Here is a 15,456-nt window from a genome sequence, read left to right on the forward strand (position 1 = left end):
GAAGTATTGGAAGCAGACACGGGGCGGCGAAGACACGCCCACTCAGCGAGCGTCGTCGGTCGAGCGGGACGCCGGGGCTTTCACGAGCCAGACCCCGTCTTCGTCGTCGATCTCCTCGACTCGCACCCGCACCTCTTCGTTTGGAAGGGTGGGCACCTCGCGCCCCACGATGTCGACTGCGATGGGGAGTTCGCGGTGCTGACGGTCGATGATGGTGAGGAACTGCACGGCGGCGGGGCGGCCCCGGTCCATGAGGGCGTCGAGGGCGGCGCGGCCGGTCCGTCCCGTAAACACCACGTCGTCGACGAGCACAAGCTTTCGGTCTGTCACGTCGAATGGGATGCGTGTGGTCTGAATGTCGGGCTGCTCCAGCCGCAGGCGCACGTCGTCCCGATACATGGTGACGTCGAGAAGGCCAAGGGGGAGCTCCAGGCCCGTTTGGGTTTCGATGCGCCGTCGGAGCCGACGGGCCAGGTGCACCCCGCGCGTCTGCATGCCCACCAGGGCGAACGTGTCGGCGGGAGACGTCGCCGCGTCGGGGGCGAAGCGCTCGACGATCTGCTGGGCCATGCGGTCCAGCGTCCGCCCGAGGTCACGGGCCGTCATGAGCTGCGCTTTAATGCGATCGTCGGACGACATAGAAGCATCGGAAGCCATGAAAGGCGGCGGGGGCGCGGGGACGGCGTGCGGGCGAAAGCGGCCCGACGCGCCACCCTCAAGGAACCGAACAGGAGGCAAACTTTCTAACGGGCCCGGTGCACTCCCCAATTAGTGGCGTCCGCTCATGGCCGAATCAACCACCGCCCGTCGCTACCTTGATCCCGTCGCGGTGTCCCAACTGGAAACGATGGAGCTGCGGGCGCGCCTGATCGTGGAGGGCTTCATCACGGGCCTGCACCGGAGCCCCTACCACGGCTTTTCGGTCGAGTTTGCCGAACACCGCCCCTACAATCCGGGCGACGAGCTGCGGCACGTCGACTGGAAGGTGTACGCGAAGACCGACCGCTACTACATCAAACAGTACGAGGAGGAGACCAACCTCCGCAACTACGTCGTCCTGGACACCTCCGCCTCGATGCGCTACGCGGGCGACAACGAGCTCTCGAAGCTGGACTACGGCTCGTACCTTGCCGCGGGCCTGCACAACCTGATGCTCCGGCAGCGGGACGCCACGGGGCTCATCGGGTTTGACGAATCCGTGCACACCTTTCGGCCGCCGAAGGCGACGCAGGGCTACCTGCGGCAGCTGCTCGTCACCCTGGAGCAGTTTCACCAAGAGGAGGCCTCAGACCAGCGCACGAATGCCACCGCCGTGCTCGAAGAGGTGGCCGAGCGGGTCAAGCGTCGATCCCTCATCATCGTCATTACGGATCTTTTCGAGAACATCGCGGCCCATGAGGATCTTCTGCGGGCCCTTCGCCACCTCCGGCACCGAGGGCATGAGTTGATCGTCTTCCACGTCCTGGAGGGCCAGACCGAGCGTCAATTTCAGTTTCCGGATCGGCCCATGCTGTTTCGGGACGTAGAGACCGGCGAGGAGGTGTCTCTCCAGCCGGCCCAGCTGCGCGAGCACTACACCGAGGCCGTCGAGCACTTCACCGAGACGTTCCGCCGCAGTTGCCTGGAACACGACATCGACTTCGCGGAGCTGGACACGAACGAAGCGTACGATACGGCGCTTCTGGAGTACCTCAACAAGCGCTCTCGTCTGGTCTGATGGCCCCCGATCACGGGTGGGCCACGGTCGCTGGAGGGGACGCCGTGAGTGCTTCCAGGTGGTTCAGCAGGGCCGTTTGAGCATCGGGCTCCGGGAGGGCCACAATCACCGGGCCGTCGTTCGTGCGAATGCAGAGGACCTGCTCCGACATTGCACTGACGAACACCTGTGTGGCGGCGTAGCGGCGGTAGTGGCGGTGGTAGCGCCGGGCCGGAATGAGCGCTGCGCCGTCGACCTCAGACGGGGAGAGGGTGCGGGTCCGGTCTCCCTGCTGAATCGTCAGCGCGCCCGGACGACACATCACCCGAACCGCGGGGCGAAAGCCCACGAGCCCGACTGCGGCCAGCACGAGGACCGACCCGACCTGGGCCCCCCAGAATATCGTCTGTCCCGTTGGGTGGGCATCGATGGTCGAGCTCAGGAGGGCCCAGCCCAGATAGTGCGCCATGAGCAGGCCGAGGAAGAGCCCTACGATCGTCACGAGGTAGAAGGCCTCTCCCCGCAGGCGATCCTTCGTCCAGGCCCGAATCGCGCGGCCGAGGAGCGACGCGCTGGGGCGGTAGGACCAGGGAGCCTCAAACGTTCGCGTCACGACGACGAGTGAGAGTTGTGGAGAGAAAGGCGCTGTGTGGGGCGCCCGCAGTGATTATGATGGAGGCAGCAGCGCACACCGAGTTGAGGGAACCCCCAACAGTGTGGATGCGGGAGAGTTGCCCGGCTCCTCCGGGCTGAGAAGAATGTTTCAGGTCGTGCCATATTCGCTGAGGTCGAGCGTCAGTTCCTCGCGGCATGCCCGGTAGCCCGTCAGGAGGATTGCGGTGACGGGCACGGCAATCAGAAGGCCGAAAACACCGAGTAGCGTCCCAAACACCAGCAGCGAGAACAGAACGAGGAGCGGGTGCAAACCGACTTGATAACTGAGGATGTTTGGGGTCAACACGCTTTGTTCGAGCAGGCCCTCGCCCAGCAGAACGGCGATGACGATCAGGGCCTTGAGCCAGCTTCCTAGAATGAGCGCCACCAGAGCCCCCACGACCATCGTGATGAGGGCCCCGATCTGAGGAATCAGATTCAAGAGACCAGCGAGCAGTCCAATTAGAAGCCAGAACGGGATGTTGAACAGGAACAAGAGCGCCGACACGTTGATGGTCGCGATGGTGCTGATCAAGAGCTGGCCGCGAAAGTAGCGCCCTACGATGCTGCCGGCCTCCACGAGATAGTCGCGCCGCCCGCCGGCCGTGGGAAACAGGTCGACCAGGGCCGACTGGACCGTGGGATAGTCCTTGAGGGTATAGAAAAGAATCACGGGCACCAGAGCGAGCAGCGTAACGACCCCCAGGAACGATCCCAGAGAAGACACAACCTCCTCCACGGCGCTGGGAAGGCGGCCGGCCTGCTCTTTGATCAGGGCCTGGGCCTGAGCAATGACCTCCTGCTTTTGGAGGAGCCCCGCCCCTTCGAGGGTGTCCAAGACCGTAGAGGCTTCCAGCCAGGCGCGCAAGTTTTGAACCGTGCCCAGCACCCGGTCGGACAGGGCCTGGGCCTGCGTGGCGATGTTGGGGGCGAGAATGAGAATGAACAGAACAAAGACGCCCACCACGACGCTCGTGACCACAAGGGAGGGCAGCCACCGAGGCACCTGATAGCGCCGCTTGAGCTGTTCGACGAGCGGGTTCAGCAGGTAAGCCAAAAGGTACACAGCCGCAAACGGAACGAGGACACGGCTTACCTTATCCAGCGTCCAGAGCAGGAGCAGCAGTCCCCCGGACAGCAACAGGGCCCGAACGGCCTTGTGCCCACGAAGCGGCCAGAGAAGAACAACCCCGGCCAGGCCAACCAGGGCCGGCGACAGAAAGCCGTTCTCCGGGGGCGGCGTGTGCATCTCGTACAGCATCACGAGAAAGAGCACAACGCCGCCCGCAACGAGCACCGCCTCGAATGCCAGTCCTCGGAGCCGTTCCAACCGAGACGATGAGGAGGACTCCGAAGAGGACGCCTCCGGAGGGTCGAAACGGACGACCGAATCGGAGGACGCTGAGGAGTCGGATGAGGAGGAGTCGGAGGCCATGGGACCGGAAGTCAACCGTAAACGCACCACCACCTGCAAACTGTCGCTGTTCCAAAGGGTTCAGGCCAAGGCCCATTTCAGAGTCTGTGCTTTCGAGGAAGGGGCACCCGTGGGCGGGGATCTGCCGAACGGTCAAGGAGGATGGGCCGTTGGGGAATTTGAGCGTTCGTATTGTGACGATAACCTTTCCCTCGTGCCTTCCCCAACCCCCTCCGCGTCGCTGCCCCGGCCCCTCCGCGGTGCTGATTCGGATGCGTTTACCCGTCGCACGATTACGACCCGCTGGCCCCGCATCGCCGGTCGTGTCATCGAAGAAAACGACTTTCCGGACACGATCAACGCCTGCATTCAGGCGCTTCGAGACGACCTTCCCGACGGCCCCATCCGCCCCCTTCGAGATGAGGAGGCACCCGACGCGGCCCTCTGGGCGGAGTTCGTGGCGCCGCACCGCGGGAAAACCTGGCTGGAGGCCCCCTGGTTCTTTGGCGAGACGTATTTTTACCGCCGCCTCCTGGAGGCGACCGGGTACTTTCGATCCGGAGCAGGGGCGCGGGTGGACCCGTTCAGCTACCAAAAGGACCAGGGGCTCGTCCAGACGGCGGATCGGATTGGGGCGCTGGCCGAGCGGCGCACCCGGGCGCTCGACGAGGACGAGGATGCACGCCCGGTGCTCACGCGGCTGTTTCGGACGGCCCTCTGGGGCAACCAGGCAGACCTGAGCATGTGGACGGCCGGGGAGGAGGGGCCGGACCACCAGGACGCCGACCGGGCCGAAGAGCACCTCCTGGTCGACGACACGGACGCTGCGCTCGCGCACCTCACGACCCGAGACCGGCCGGCCCGGGTCGACATTTGGGCCGACAATGCCGGTTTTGAGCTCGTCTCCGACCTCGCCCTGGTCGACGGACTTCTGGCCACCGAGGCGGTCGGGCAGGTGACCGTGCACCTCAAGGTGCACCCCACATTCGTCTCCGACGCCACCATCGACGACGTACACGCAACCCTGGAGGCGCTGGCTGGCGCAGAGGCGGCGCCCGTTCGGGCCCTATCGGAGCGGCTCCGGGGCGCCCTTGCGTCGGGGCGGCTTCGTCTCCGGGATGCCTGGGTGTGGACCTCGCCGCTCCGGGCTCGAGCGCTCCCCCCGCACGCTCGCGCTGAGATTGCCCGGGCCGACCTGCTGATCACGAAAGGCGACGCCAACTACCGGCGCCTCCTGGGCGATCGGCAGTGGGCCTTCACCACCCCCTTCGAAAAGGCGGCCGCTCCGCTGCCGACGCCTGTGCTCGCGCTCCGCACGCACAAGTCGGAGGTGGCCGCCGGCCTGTCGCGGTCGCAGGTCGACCGGCTCAACGCGCAGGACCCGGATTGGCCGGTGAATGGGGAGTGGGGCGTCATCCAGTGGGCGCCGGCGCATCCGTCCCCGGAGGCGCTGCGTCCGGCCGCCGCGACCTGAGGGGCCGACCGGGAACGCCCCCACGCCGAAATCGTGAAGTGAAATCGAGGAATTACCTCCCCGCCTCACCCAGCCCGTTTCCCCCATGTCCGACCGCCTCACCTCTCGCCAGCGTGCCCACCTCCGCAGTGAGGCTCACGGGCAAGATCCCCTGGTGCACATCGGGAAAGAGGGGGTGACCGACCCTGTGATGGAGGCGGTGGAGGAGGCCTTCAATACCCGCGAGCTGGTCACCATTCGCGTGCTCGACAATGCCCCGCGTCCTGTCCGCGAGGTCGCCGAGGCGGTCGCGGACGCGCTGGAAGACGTACAGGTGGTCCGCACGATTGGGGGAACGGCCCTGTTCTACCGTCCGCACCCCGACGACCCCGAGATCGATCTGCCCGCCCCGGGCGGGCAAGATTCTTAGGGAGGGGCTACGACGTCTGCGTGTCCCAGTACCGGCGCAGCCCCAGGGCCGCCATCCAGCTCGGGTTGGCCCCCTCGTAGTGCTCCCAGGCGTCGTCGCCGACCCCCTGCTCGGCGGCCCGCTCCCGCATCCACGCCGTCACCTCGTCTTGCAGGGCCTCCTCGTCGCCGTCCCACCCCGGCAGGGTCCGTGCAGCCCACTCGTCCGCCGTCTCGATGGCCGTCTCGAGCCGACGAAGATGGGCGGAGATGTCGTCGTAGAGCCCGAAGTGAGTGGGCGCGAGGCGGGTGAGGTCGTGCCGGTCGGCCGCGGCCCGGAGCCGCACCAGGCTCTCGCGCCAGGCGTCGAGGTCGATCTCGGGGGGCGCGAGGGGGAGCTCGACGTGGGACTCGCCGGGGATGCGCACCCCGCCCACGTCGCCGGTGAAGCAGATGTCCCCGATGACGTAGCTCATGTGATGGGAGGCGTGTCCCGGCGTGTCGAGGGCCATCAGTTCAGAATTCCCCAGCGGCACCGTGTCGCCGTCCCGCAGCGCAATGAGCTGGTCGTCGGGGACCGGACGCATTTCCCCCCAGAGCGCGTCCATGTCGTCTCCGTAAATTCGTCGGGCGCTCGCGAGCAGTCGGTCGGGGCTGGACAGGTGGGGCACCCCGACGTGGTGGGCGTACACGGTGGCGCCATGCCGGGCGAGGTGGCCCGCCGCCCCCGCATGATCGAGGTGAATGTGGGTGAGGAAGACGGCCGAGACGTCCGCCGGCGTGAGGCCTTGCTCCGCCAACCGGGCCTGGAGCATGGGAAACGTGGAGCCGGGGCCCGTCTCGACGAGGGCCACGCCGTCGCCGTACGGAAGCAGGTACGCCGCAATGAGGTGAGGGCGGTCGTGGAAGCGAAGGTCGAGTGTTTCAATCCGGTCGAGCATGGCGGGAGGGGGGGTGGGCAGAAACCGTCGATCTCTCGTCACGAAGGGTGGCGCTGTCCATTCCGGCAGAATGCTGGCCCCTCACCGGGTCGGGGCGCTCTCGTCGGGGTCGGTCGGCTGGAGCAGGCTGCGCACCTCGTGCAGCAGCGACGCGGTGCCCGCCGTTACCAGGCCGCCGCCGAACACGACGTCGTCTTCGGCGGGGTCGAGCGGCTGGGCAACCCCGCCCGCTTCTCGCACACACGGCACCAGGGCCGCCACGTCCCAGGGATGCATGAGGGTGTCCACCGCGGCGTGGGTGCGCCCTCGGGCCACGAGGGCGTGCTGGATGCAGTCCGTGACGAATCGAAACTTGCCGGCCCGGCGGACCAATTCCGTCAGGCGGTAGGGCGTCTGGTCGGCCGCGGCCGTGACGTCGGAGCTGTGGAGGGCCGTGGTCGTGACGGTGGCGGCGTCGAGCGACTCGACGGGGTCGACGCTGACCGCGTGCTCGCCCTCGGCCGTCCGGAACCGGCAGCCCTCCCCCCGGGCGGCGTAGACCGTTTCGTCGAGGGCCGGAAAATGGATCACCCCCACGACCGGGACGCCGTCCTCCAGCAGCCCCACGAGCGTGCCGAAGAGCGGTACACCGATCGTAAACCCGGCGGTCCCATCCACGGGGTCGAGGATCCACTGGTAGCGGGCGTCGTCGGGGCCGCTCTCCCCGAACTCCTCCCCGAGGACGGCGTGGTCGGGGCGCGTCTCGGCCAGGTGCTCGCGCATCGCCCGCTCGGCCTCGCGGTCGGCCTCCGTCACCTCCGTGCCGTCGGGCTTGTGGGCGACACTGACGGTGCGGAAGCGGGGAAGGATCTCCTCCTCCGCGAGGTGGGCGAGGTCCAGGGCGAGGTCGAGGTCGGAAGAATTTGAAGGCATGGGGGCGTGTCGCTGTGAAAGGAGAAGGGGGCACTCGGACCGACGTGGTGGAGCGAGCACTGGCGATCACCGGGTCGGCGCGTCCGCGGTGATCTCCGTCAGGGTGCGACGGGCCGCCTGCTGCTCGGCGTCTTGCTTACTGCCAGCGGTCCCACGCTCGTAGGCCGTGTCGTCTACCTGCACCTCCACCGTGAACGTTTTGTCGTGGCTCGGGCCCGTCTCCCGCACCACGTGGTAGGTCGGCTGCGGGCGGCCCTCGGCCTGGAGGTGCTCGAGAAGTTGACTCTTGTAGTTTTCGTCCCGGGTGGCCACCTCCCGCAGGTCAAGCGGGGCGAGCACCTGTTGCTGAATGAAGGCCCGGGCCGCTTCGTAGCCCAGGTCCAGGTAGACCGCCCCCACGAGCGCCTCGAAGGCGTCCGCGAGGATGCTGGGGTTGTCGCGCCCCTCGCCCTCGGCCGCGTTCTGGCTCATCAGAAGGTGCGTCCCGAGGTCGAGGCGGCGGGCGTAGGTGGCCAGGGGACGCTCGCTCACGAGACGGGCCCGGAGTCGGGTCAGCGCGCCCTCGTCCTTGTCCGGAAAGCGGTCGTAGAGCACCTCGCCCACGAACACGTCGAGGAGCGCGTCGCCCAAAAATTCGAGCCGCTCGTTGGACTGAAACTCATGCGTCGGATGGACCCGAAGCAACGACCGGTGGGTGAGTGCCCGTCGGTAGTGGGACCGGTCGTCGACCGGGCGGCCGATCAATTGCTCGATTGTAGACCGGGAGACCTGAACGCCGGGGGGGAGAGACTCGCTCATGAAGCACCTCGACAGAACTGACAATATCCAACGGCAAGCTTACAACGCGGGCCGCTCCCTCAAGATCTATGGAATCGACGAAGACAGGCCCCATTACGACCCGGGACGGTTGGTCCCCGGCGGATCACCACTCGTTGACCCGTCGTGAAAGCCAGAGTCCCTTCTTGTGCCATCATCTCCCCCAAACGTATGCCCCTCGTTTCCACGAACCCCGCGACCGAGACGGAGATCGAACGGTACTCCTTTCACACCGACCGCGAGGTGGAGCGGCGGCTGACACAGGCCACGTCGGGCTTCGCGGTCAACCGCGAGCGGTCGTTTGCCGAGCGGGCGGCCCGGCTGGAGCGAGCCGCGGAGCTCCTCGACGACAGGGCCCCCGCGCTCGGGGCGCTCATGACGGAGGAGATGGGCAAGCCGCTCCCCCAGGCCCAGGGAGAGGCCGAGAAGTGCGCGTGGGTGTGCCGGTACTACGCGGAGCACGGGGCCGACATCCTCGCCGACGAGCCGGTGGAGACGTCCGCGCAGAAGAGCTACGTGGCGTACGAGCCGCTCGGCCCCATCCTGGCCGTCATGCCGTGGAATTTTCCGTTCTGGCAGGTCTTTCGGTTCGGCGCGCCGACCCTGATGGCCGGCAATGCGGTTCTGCTGAAGCACGCCCCGAACGTCACCGGGTGCGCCGAGGCGATCGCGGATGTGCTCCGGGAGGCCGGGTTCGCGGACCACGAGCTACAAGTGCTCCGCGTCGACGAGGCAACGGTCGGCGATGTCCTGGGGGATCGGCGGGTGCGAGGGGCCACGCTCACCGGAAGCGTGCCGGCCGGGGCGGCGGTCGCCCAGCAGGCGGCGGCCCAGATCAAACCTACAGTGCTGGAACTGGGCGGCTCGGACCCCTTCATCGTATGCGCCGACGCCGACCTGGAGGCGGCCGCCTCCGTGGGGTGCACGGCGCGCATGCAGAACAACGGCCAGAGCTGCATCGCCGCGAAGCGCTTCATCGTCGAGCGGGCCGTGCTCGACGACTTTCAGGAGCGACTGGTGGACGCGGTGGAGGCGCTCACCGTCGGCGACCCGACGGACGAGCAGACGGACGTGGGGCCGATGGCCCGCCACGATCTGCGCGACCAGGTCCACGACCAGGTGGAGCGGGCCATTGGCGAAGGCGCCGTGGCCGTTGCGGGGGGGCACACGCTCGAACGCGACGGCTTTTTCTACGCCCCGACCGTCCTCGCCGACGTAGATCCCGGCACCGTGGCCTTCGACGAAGAGATTTTTGGCCCGGTGGCGTCCATCGTCGCGGCGGACGACGCCGAGCACGCCGTGGCGCTCGCCAACGACACCCGGTTTGGGCTCGGGGGAAGCATCTTCACCGAGGACCTGGAGAAAGGCGAACGCATGGCCCGCGCCGTGGAGGCCGGCTGTGTCTTCGTCAATGAAATGACGAAGAGCGACCCCCGGGTCCCGTTTGGGGGCATCAAGGACAGCGGCTACGGGCGTGAGCTGTCGCACCACGGCATCCGTGAGTTCGTGAACGCCAAAACCGTATGGGTCGAGGAATAACCCTTTACTTTAGGCGAGGTCTTTTCGAAAGAAGTGCGATACGGCCCCGCCCAGGCGAACGTATCGGAGGAGCATGTTTGCCACGTACAGGCTAAGAAGCTGGAGGGAAGTACAGTCCGGGGCCCTGCGGCGGATTCGACGAGGGTCCGGGGGGACGGCATGCAGGAGCAGTTCGAGCAGAACGCGTCGCCCGTCCGCGTCCAGCGGCTCGGCGAGGCGGGCCAGGCCGCGGCCCACGCGCACGGCTTTCTTTCGGTGCGCGTCGAAGGTTGTGCGGGCGGGATGATACACTACGATGTCACCGCGAAATCCTTGCGTCAGGTCTGGATGGCGATGCACCCGCTGCCCAAATTCCTTGTCGCCCCCGGAGCGGGCCCGATCGTCGAAGAGTCCAACCCGCCCAAACACGGCGCGCCGGACGGCCAGGCACGCGGTGGGGACGAACTGTTTCTGTTCGAAGTGGTACCGAGACGGCAATCCCATGACGGAATCGTACCATCCCCAGAACCCCTCGTTGCCGTCCGGCACGTACGTCTCGACCTCGTACCCGAGATAGTCGATCGACGTCGCGGTGAATGCCTCCTCGACGCGGCGGAGCCAGTCCGTTGGGGCCGTCATGTCGGCGTCGATGAAAACGACAATCTCCCCGTCTGCGGCCCGGACGCCGGCGTTCCGCGCGGCGTAGGAGGACTGCCGACCCCGCTCTGCGACCGGCCGAATCCGGTCGGGGTGTCGTTCCGCCCACTCCTGTATCATGGCCGATGTCTCGTCCGTCGAGTTATTGTCGACCGGGATCACTTCGTAGGTCGCGTGGTCCTGGGCCACGACGGACTGGAGGGTGGCGTCGATTCCTCCGGGATCGTTGTAGACAGGAATGACGACGGACAACTTCATGACGGGGGGCGATCAAACTGTGGACGGGTTGAGGGCGTAGACGGAAATGGGCGCCGCGACCCGTTCTCGTCTCGGGGCGGGAGCATGAAGGGATGCGATCTGATCGTCGAACTCACACCACGCCGTGGGCATCCGGGTAGCACATCTTTGCAAGGCGTTTTCGAAGCGCTCGGAAACGTTCATCTACGACTACGTGACCGAGCTCGAGCGTCAGGGGACGGAGAACCATGTCGTGGCCAGTCGCCGCGTCAACCGGGACGAGCGGCCCTTCGAGAAGGTCCGCGTCGTGCCGTGGCCGTCCGTCTGGAATCCGTACCGCGTTGCGCAGCGGGTGCTGGAGGTCGTGGGCCTGGACGGCCCCCTTGACTCGTCGTGGCGGACGTGGTGGCCCGGGGCGGAAGACACGCTCGCCCAAATCGCCCCGGACGTTCTGCACGCGCACTTCGGCCGGCCGGGCGTGAAGGCGGTTCCCATCGCCGAATCGCTGGGGGTGCCACTCGTGGTCACATTTTACGGGTATGACATTTCGCAGCTGCCCCGGCACCCGCGATGGCGGGCGGCATACGAGTCCGTCTGGCAGACGGCCCGGGCGATCGTGGTGCTCTCCGAGGAGATGAAACGGCAGGCCGTGCGTCTGGGGGCGCCCTCCGACCGGGTCCAGGTCGTGCACCTCGCTCGGGATCTGGAGGACTTCTCGTATCGTCCCCCGGAGGGACCGGTTTCGGAGCTGATCAGCGTCGGGCGTCTCACGGAGAAAAAGGGCCACCTGGACGCCATCCGGGCCGTCCAGCGGGTGGAGGGACAAGGGGGCGACCTTCGGCTGCGGATCGTAGGGGAGGGGCCGCAGCGCGACGAGCTTGAGCAGTACATTCAGGACCACGCCCTGCAGGACACCGTCGAGCTGCTCGGCACCCGTCCCAATTCCGAGGTGGGCCAACTCCTCCGGCGGGCCGATGCATTCCTGCTCTGTAGCAAAACCGCGGCGAGCGGCGACCGGGAGGGCACCCCTACCGTGCTCATTGAGGCGCAGGCCGTGGGGCTTCCGTGCGTGTCCACCACGCATGCGGGCATTCCGGAAATGATTCCGCAAGACAATCACTTCCTGCTGGCCCCCGAGGGCGACGTGGACGCGCTGGTGGACTGCATCCGGCGGCTTCGGGCCGCGTCGACGGAGGAGCGGCGGCGGATCGCGGAGGCGGGGCGGACGAAGGTCGAAACCGCCTTCGGGCTTGCGACGGAGGCGGAGAAGCTCCGGGCCCTCTATCGGGCGGTTCAGACCCCGGCCCCTGTGTCCTAGACGATCCCGAGCCGCTTGAGGGTCTGCACGACGGCGCGGGCCTGGGCCCGCCCGTTCCGGTAGAGGCCCCGCACGACCCGGAGCCAGAGGGGGACGCGAGCCCCGGTCAGGTCGTAGCCCAGATCCCGCAGCAGGTCTCCGGCCACGGCTTCCACGTCGGCCACGTCTCGGGACGGGAGAGATGTTCTCCAGGCCTGGGCCCGAGACGGATCGACGGCGTTGGTCACGTTCTCGTGGAGGTGGGCGTGCTCGTCTGGGACCGACGCGTCCCCAGTCCGGTCGAATGTGAGCAAGTGCTCGGTGTAGTTGAGGTCGATCCACCCACACACCTCCCGAAGTACCGAGGACGGATTGTGGACCAGGTCCTCGTAGAAGAGCTCGTGGTACCGGTGGTCGCTGAGGTGCTGTCTGGCGTCTCGGCCGCTTTGTACCTCCTCCTTCCAGTGTAGGGCCGAGCGGCGCATGCTCGACGTAAACCCCGCCTCCACACGGCTGCGCGCCACGTCGCGACCGTCACGGATCATGTGAATAAACTGGGCCTCGGGATAGGCGTCCGAGAGCCACTCGATGTGGCGGACGTAGTGTGGGGTTTTGTCCCCCCAGCGGGTCTTGCCGTGCTCGTGGGCGGAGGCCTCGAACAGCGCGGCCGCGGCCCCGGCGAAGTCTGTGGGGGCCCGCTCCGCCAGGGCCGTTTCCGCAGCGTGAATGCTGAGGTCAAAAATCGGAAACGCGTAGGCGCCCATCGACACCTCGGTCGTCTGCAGGTCGCGGATGAAAAACCAGCGCTGGTGGGGGGCCTCGAAGGTACCGTACAACTCCGCCTGGTCGTAGAGCGAGAGTAGAAATTCTGATTCGGGGGGGATGTGCAGATCGGGATGCTGGGTCAGCATCAGCCGAAGCAGTGTGGTGCCGGAGCGGCTACATCCGACGATAAAGAGCGGGGGCGCAGACGACATCCTGGTCGGAGGGGCGGACGAGACGACAGCGGGCGAAGAGATGCTCGGGGATCCGTTCTCACGAGGGGGAAGGGCCCTTGGGCCCGGATACACACGGCCAGTGGGCGGGAAGGTCGACGCCGAGAAGATCCGCCAGCCCAGCGTTTTGGCGGGCAAAAATTTGCCGGAGGCAGTTGCGGGCGGCCTTGTCCATCGGGGGGGTATCGCGGTGTGTGGTCAGGTTCAGCTGTCGCAGGTGGTACACCAGGCCCTGCACGGCGTACGGCGACTGGGGCTTCCGGGGGTATGGAAGGCCCGTGTCCCCGTGGCCCTCGACCCCGGTCGTAGCGTAATTCAGCAAACGCTGGAGGCCCGGCCAGCGGGGCACCGGGGACTTGTTCTTGTGGGCCTGGGTCCGCGCAACGTCGACCGACGGCGACACTCCAAGGAACGAGCAGACCGCGTCGACCACGGCCTGCGTCTCGTCTACGAACTCTTCGAAGAGCACGATTTTCAGCTGGTCCCGAGAAAACCACCTAAAGTATCGCTCGAGCTGGCGCCTGTAAAACCCTCGGAGAAGGAGGGTGCTGGGTCCATGTTGAAGTTCGTGCTCGAAGCTGTGGGCGGCTCGTCCCGTCTTCACCCGGTGCCAGTAGTGCGAATAGGCCCGGTCTACCGGATTGCGGAGCATAAAAATGAGCTTGACGTCCGGAAGCAACTCGTGGATGCGCCCTGGGGCATCGGGGGCGGCCAGGTAGATCGTAGAGTAGTCCCCGACGGCTTGGGCGGGCCGTGCCGGGTCGAAGAGGGAGCGGTACCAGTCGAGATTGGACGCCAGGTCGCGGTCGTAGTCCGGGGACGGATGCGAGGAGGCCCGGGCCGGGAAGAAAAAGCCGGGGTGCTGAACGGCGTCGTCCATCGAAAAAAAGTGCGTCTCGCCCTCGGGAAGATAGATCTCTTCATGCTGCCGAAGGAGATGGTGAAGAGACGAGGTGGCGCATTTCATGGCGCCTCCAAGAATGAAGTCGGGCAACGCATCGGGCGACGGGGCGTCGGGGTCGGCCATTCCCATCTGGAGAACGGAACGTGCATGCGAAGACGAGGCAAGGAGAGGGGCACCAGCGAGCAGTCGGATGATCGCTGGCGGGCTCTCACCAGTCCTTGCCTGCAGGGTTCCTGCGAAACGAAGTGGCCCCCCTGCCGTGAAAGCAGCCGTGATTTCTCACTCCGGACGAATCTTTCCCAAGCCTCGTGGCTGCCAACTCCGATTCCCAAGGCGCCGTGTTCTGGGACTGGCTGCGTGCCCTCTTCACGTCGGGCGAGGATGAGCCGCGGCGGGATGAGGATCCGCAGCGGGGCGCGGCCCTTACCGTGTGCGTGCTGCTCTCGTGCGTCCTCTGGCTCTCGCTGACCCTCGGCGAGCAGCGGACGCAGACGATGCGGCTGCCGGTTGAGGTCGTGGCGACCCCGGAGGGACAGGCCCTTGCCGAGGTGCCCCCCACGCACGTGCAGGTGCAGATGCAGGGCCGAGGGCTCGACCTCCTCCGTGTTCTCTATAATCCGCCGGTCGTGGAGGTGAACGCCACCACGAGTCAGGTCGACGTGGCCAGTGAGATTGCCCTTCCGCAGGGCACGTCGCTCCAAATCGAGACCGTCACCCCGGCTTCGTTTGAGATGGCCTTGGGGCCGCGCCACACCCGAAGGGTGCCGGTCCGGAGCCGCGTAAAGGTGGACTTGGGGTCCGACTATGAGCTGATCGACGACCCGCAACTTGCGCCGGACTCGGTGGAGATCGAGGGGGCAGAGTCGGTGGTGCGGGGCGTGGAGGGGTGGCCGACCACTGCAAGCACCATCGAGAACCTTCAGGACACTGTTGAGGTACAGGCGCCCTTGGCTGACACCCTTCGTCGGCTCGTCGATGTGCGCCCCCAAGCGGTGCAGGTAACGGCGCGTGCGGGCCGGTTCGTCGAAGAGACGCGGGAGGTAGAAGTGGAGGTGACCGGCGTGCCGTCCGGGCAAGACCTCGTGTCGCTTCAGCCTTCTACGATTCGCATTCGGTACCGGGTGCTGTTTCGTGACCTGTTCAAGGCCCGCCGGTCCTCGGAGTTCTTCGCCACCGTCTCGTACGACCAAATCCGCTCTGACACGACCGGGTACGTGACTCCGCGGGTGCATGTCCCCTCGGACCTTCACATCCGGGATGAGGAACCCATCCCGCCCCGGCTGCGCTACTACACCTTCGTCTCTGAGAGCTAAGTAGACACGCAAAAGAACCTTAACAACAAGTCATTCCGAGCGCAGCGAAGCGGAGTCGAGGAATCTCTTCGAAGATCAGCAGAAGCGACCTTCAGGCCGGTATATTCCCAAATCAGCGTTCGCGCTGGACCCAGTAAGATTCTTCGACTCGCTCCTCCCTCCGGTCGTCGGTCGCTCAGAATGACTCTCGAATAAACGTATTTCTGCGTGCTTACATAGCGTAGCAGAGTGGAAGAGGTCG

General features: G+C 66.5%; 15 protein-coding genes. 6 read left to right on the forward strand and 9 right to left on the reverse strand.

The features are described from left to right. Positions 1 to 42: 42 nt before the first annotated feature. A complete protein-coding gene (gene pyrR / locus V5A20_RS03865) occupies positions 43 to 639 on the reverse strand; it encodes a bifunctional pyr operon transcriptional regulator/uracil phosphoribosyltransferase PyrR (protein WP_332314965.1) in 597 nt (198 codons plus the stop codon). A 145-nt stretch (positions 640 to 784) separates the two neighbouring features. On the opposite strand from pyrR, the gene V5A20_RS03870 reads away from it, so the two are divergent. Then, positions 785 to 1,717 carry a DUF58 domain-containing protein gene (locus tag V5A20_RS03870; RefSeq protein ID WP_332314966.1) on the forward strand — a complete coding sequence of 311 codons (933 nt, stop codon included), beginning with the start codon at positions 785 to 787 and terminating at the stop codon, positions 1,715 to 1,717. Between the two features lie 10 nt (positions 1,718 to 1,727). Here the strand turns inward: V5A20_RS03870 and V5A20_RS03875 are convergent, their stop codons facing one another. Both V5A20_RS03875 and V5A20_RS03880 read right to left on the reverse strand, forming a co-directional pair. After that, the gene (locus V5A20_RS03875) at positions 1,728 to 2,309 is read right to left on the reverse strand and encodes a hypothetical protein (protein ID WP_332314967.1); all 582 of its coding nucleotides are present in this window, start codon (positions 2,307 to 2,309) and stop codon (positions 1,728 to 1,730) included. Positions 2,310 to 2,459: 150 nt separating this feature from the next. After that, complete coding sequence (locus V5A20_RS03880) at positions 2,460 to 3,785, reverse strand: AI-2E family transporter (protein WP_332314968.1); 1,326 nt, start codon at positions 3,783 to 3,785, stop codon at positions 2,460 to 2,462. Positions 3,786 to 3,978: 193 nt separating this feature from the next. Between V5A20_RS03880 and V5A20_RS03885 the strand changes: the two genes are divergently transcribed. Together V5A20_RS03885 and V5A20_RS03890 are read left to right on the forward strand one after the other, a co-directional pair. Then, complete coding sequence (locus V5A20_RS03885) at positions 3,979 to 5,238, forward strand: damage-control phosphatase ARMT1 family protein (protein ID WP_332314969.1); 1,260 nt, start codon at positions 3,979 to 3,981, stop codon at positions 5,236 to 5,238. 85 nt (positions 5,239 to 5,323) lie between these two features. Next, the gene (locus V5A20_RS03890; RefSeq protein WP_332314970.1) at positions 5,324 to 5,647 is read left to right on the forward strand and encodes a YhbY family RNA-binding protein; all 324 of its coding nucleotides are present in this window, start codon (positions 5,324 to 5,326) and stop codon (positions 5,645 to 5,647) included. Between the two features lie 7 nt (positions 5,648 to 5,654). Here the strand turns inward: V5A20_RS03890 and V5A20_RS03895 are convergent, their stop codons facing one another. The 3 genes from V5A20_RS03895 to rnc form a co-directional block, all read right to left on the reverse strand. Continuing rightward, entirely contained in the window at positions 5,655 to 6,566 is a 912-nt protein-coding gene (locus tag V5A20_RS03895; RefSeq protein ID WP_332314971.1) for an MBL fold metallo-hydrolase, read from the reverse strand. Between the two features lie 81 nt (positions 6,567 to 6,647). Further along, positions 6,648 to 7,478, reverse strand: a complete 831-nt coding sequence (locus V5A20_RS03900; RefSeq protein WP_332314972.1) for an inositol monophosphatase family protein — start codon at positions 7,476 to 7,478, stop codon at positions 6,648 to 6,650. Between the two features lie 66 nt (positions 7,479 to 7,544). Continuing rightward, positions 7,545 to 8,276 carry a ribonuclease III gene (gene rnc / locus V5A20_RS03905; RefSeq protein ID WP_332314973.1) on the reverse strand — a complete coding sequence of 244 codons (732 nt, stop codon included), beginning with the start codon at positions 8,274 to 8,276 and terminating at the stop codon, positions 7,545 to 7,547. Positions 8,277 to 8,465: 189 nt separating this feature from the next. On the opposite strand from rnc, the gene V5A20_RS03910 reads away from it, so the two are divergent. Then, positions 8,466 to 9,833, forward strand: coding sequence for an NAD-dependent succinate-semialdehyde dehydrogenase (locus tag V5A20_RS03910; protein ID WP_332326758.1), 1,368 nt, complete (start codon positions 8,466 to 8,468; stop codon positions 9,831 to 9,833). A 9-nt stretch (positions 9,834 to 9,842) separates the two neighbouring features. On the opposite strand, the gene V5A20_RS03915 is transcribed toward V5A20_RS03910, so the two are convergent. Next, the gene (locus tag V5A20_RS03915; RefSeq protein ID WP_332326759.1) at positions 9,843 to 10,727 is read right to left on the reverse strand and encodes a glycosyltransferase; all 885 of its coding nucleotides are present in this window, start codon (positions 10,725 to 10,727) and stop codon (positions 9,843 to 9,845) included. A gap of 124 nt (positions 10,728 to 10,851) precedes the next feature. Between V5A20_RS03915 and V5A20_RS03920 the strand changes: the two genes are divergently transcribed. Continuing rightward, the gene (locus V5A20_RS03920; RefSeq protein ID WP_332314976.1) at positions 10,852 to 12,024 is read left to right on the forward strand and encodes a glycosyltransferase; all 1,173 of its coding nucleotides are present in this window, start codon (positions 10,852 to 10,854) and stop codon (positions 12,022 to 12,024) included. On the opposite strand, the gene V5A20_RS03925 is transcribed toward V5A20_RS03920, so the two are convergent. Together V5A20_RS03925 and V5A20_RS03930 are read right to left on the reverse strand one after the other, a co-directional pair. Further along, a complete protein-coding gene (locus V5A20_RS03925) occupies positions 12,021 to 12,980 on the reverse strand; it encodes a sulfotransferase family protein (RefSeq protein ID WP_332326760.1) in 960 nt (319 codons plus the stop codon). The genes V5A20_RS03920 and V5A20_RS03925 overlap by 4 nt on opposite strands. Before the next feature lie 58 nt (positions 12,981 to 13,038). Then, positions 13,039 to 14,025 carry a sulfotransferase family protein gene (locus tag V5A20_RS03930; protein WP_332314978.1) on the reverse strand — a complete coding sequence of 329 codons (987 nt, stop codon included), beginning with the start codon at positions 14,023 to 14,025 and terminating at the stop codon, positions 13,039 to 13,041. Positions 14,026 to 14,210: 185 nt separating this feature from the next. Between V5A20_RS03930 and V5A20_RS03935 the strand changes: the two genes are divergently transcribed. After that, positions 14,211 to 15,215 carry a CdaR family protein gene (locus tag V5A20_RS03935; RefSeq protein WP_332314979.1) on the forward strand — a complete coding sequence of 335 codons (1,005 nt, stop codon included), beginning with the start codon at positions 14,211 to 14,213 and terminating at the stop codon, positions 15,213 to 15,215. Positions 15,216 to 15,456 lie beyond the last annotated feature (241 nt).

It is taken from the genome of Salinibacter sp., assembly GCF_036626415.1.
Classification (GTDB): domain Bacteria; phylum Bacteroidota; class Rhodothermia; order Rhodothermales; family Salinibacteraceae; genus Salinibacter.

What these genes read in the sequence shown, in the direction of transcription:
- V5A20_RS03900 (WP_332314972.1), bottom strand. Translation starts at nt 7,478, where the DNA reads ATGCCTTCAAATTCTTCCGACCTCGACCTCGCCCTGGACCTCGCCCAC.
- V5A20_RS03895 (WP_332314971.1), bottom strand. Translation starts at nt 6,566, where the DNA reads ATGCTCGACCGGATTGAAACACTCGACCTTCGCTTCCACGACCGCCCT.
- V5A20_RS03890 (WP_332314970.1), top strand. Translation starts at nt 5,324, where the DNA reads ATGTCCGACCGCCTCACCTCTCGCCAGCGTGCCCACCTCCGCAGTGAG.
- rnc (WP_332314973.1), bottom strand. Translation starts at nt 8,276, where the DNA reads ATGAGCGAGTCTCTCCCCCCCGGCGTTCAGGTCTCCCGGTCTACAATC.
- V5A20_RS03870 (WP_332314966.1), top strand. Translation starts at nt 785, where the DNA reads ATGGCCGAATCAACCACCGCCCGTCGCTACCTTGATCCCGTCGCGGTG.
- V5A20_RS03910 (WP_332326758.1), top strand. Translation starts at nt 8,466, where the DNA reads ATGCCCCTCGTTTCCACGAACCCCGCGACCGAGACGGAGATCGAACGG.
- V5A20_RS03925 (WP_332326760.1), bottom strand. Translation starts at nt 12,980, where the DNA reads ATGTCGTCTGCGCCCCCGCTCTTTATCGTCGGATGTAGCCGCTCCGGC.
- V5A20_RS03930 (WP_332314978.1), bottom strand. Translation starts at nt 14,025, where the DNA reads ATGGCCGACCCCGACGCCCCGTCGCCCGATGCGTTGCCCGACTTCATT.
- V5A20_RS03915 (WP_332326759.1), bottom strand. Translation starts at nt 10,727, where the DNA reads ATGAAGTTGTCCGTCGTCATTCCTGTCTACAACGATCCCGGAGGAATC.
- pyrR (WP_332314965.1), bottom strand. Translation starts at nt 639, where the DNA reads ATGTCGTCCGACGATCGCATTAAAGCGCAGCTCATGACGGCCCGTGAC.
- V5A20_RS03880 (WP_332314968.1), bottom strand. Translation starts at nt 3,785, where the DNA reads ATGGCCTCCGACTCCTCCTCATCCGACTCCTCAGCGTCCTCCGATTCG.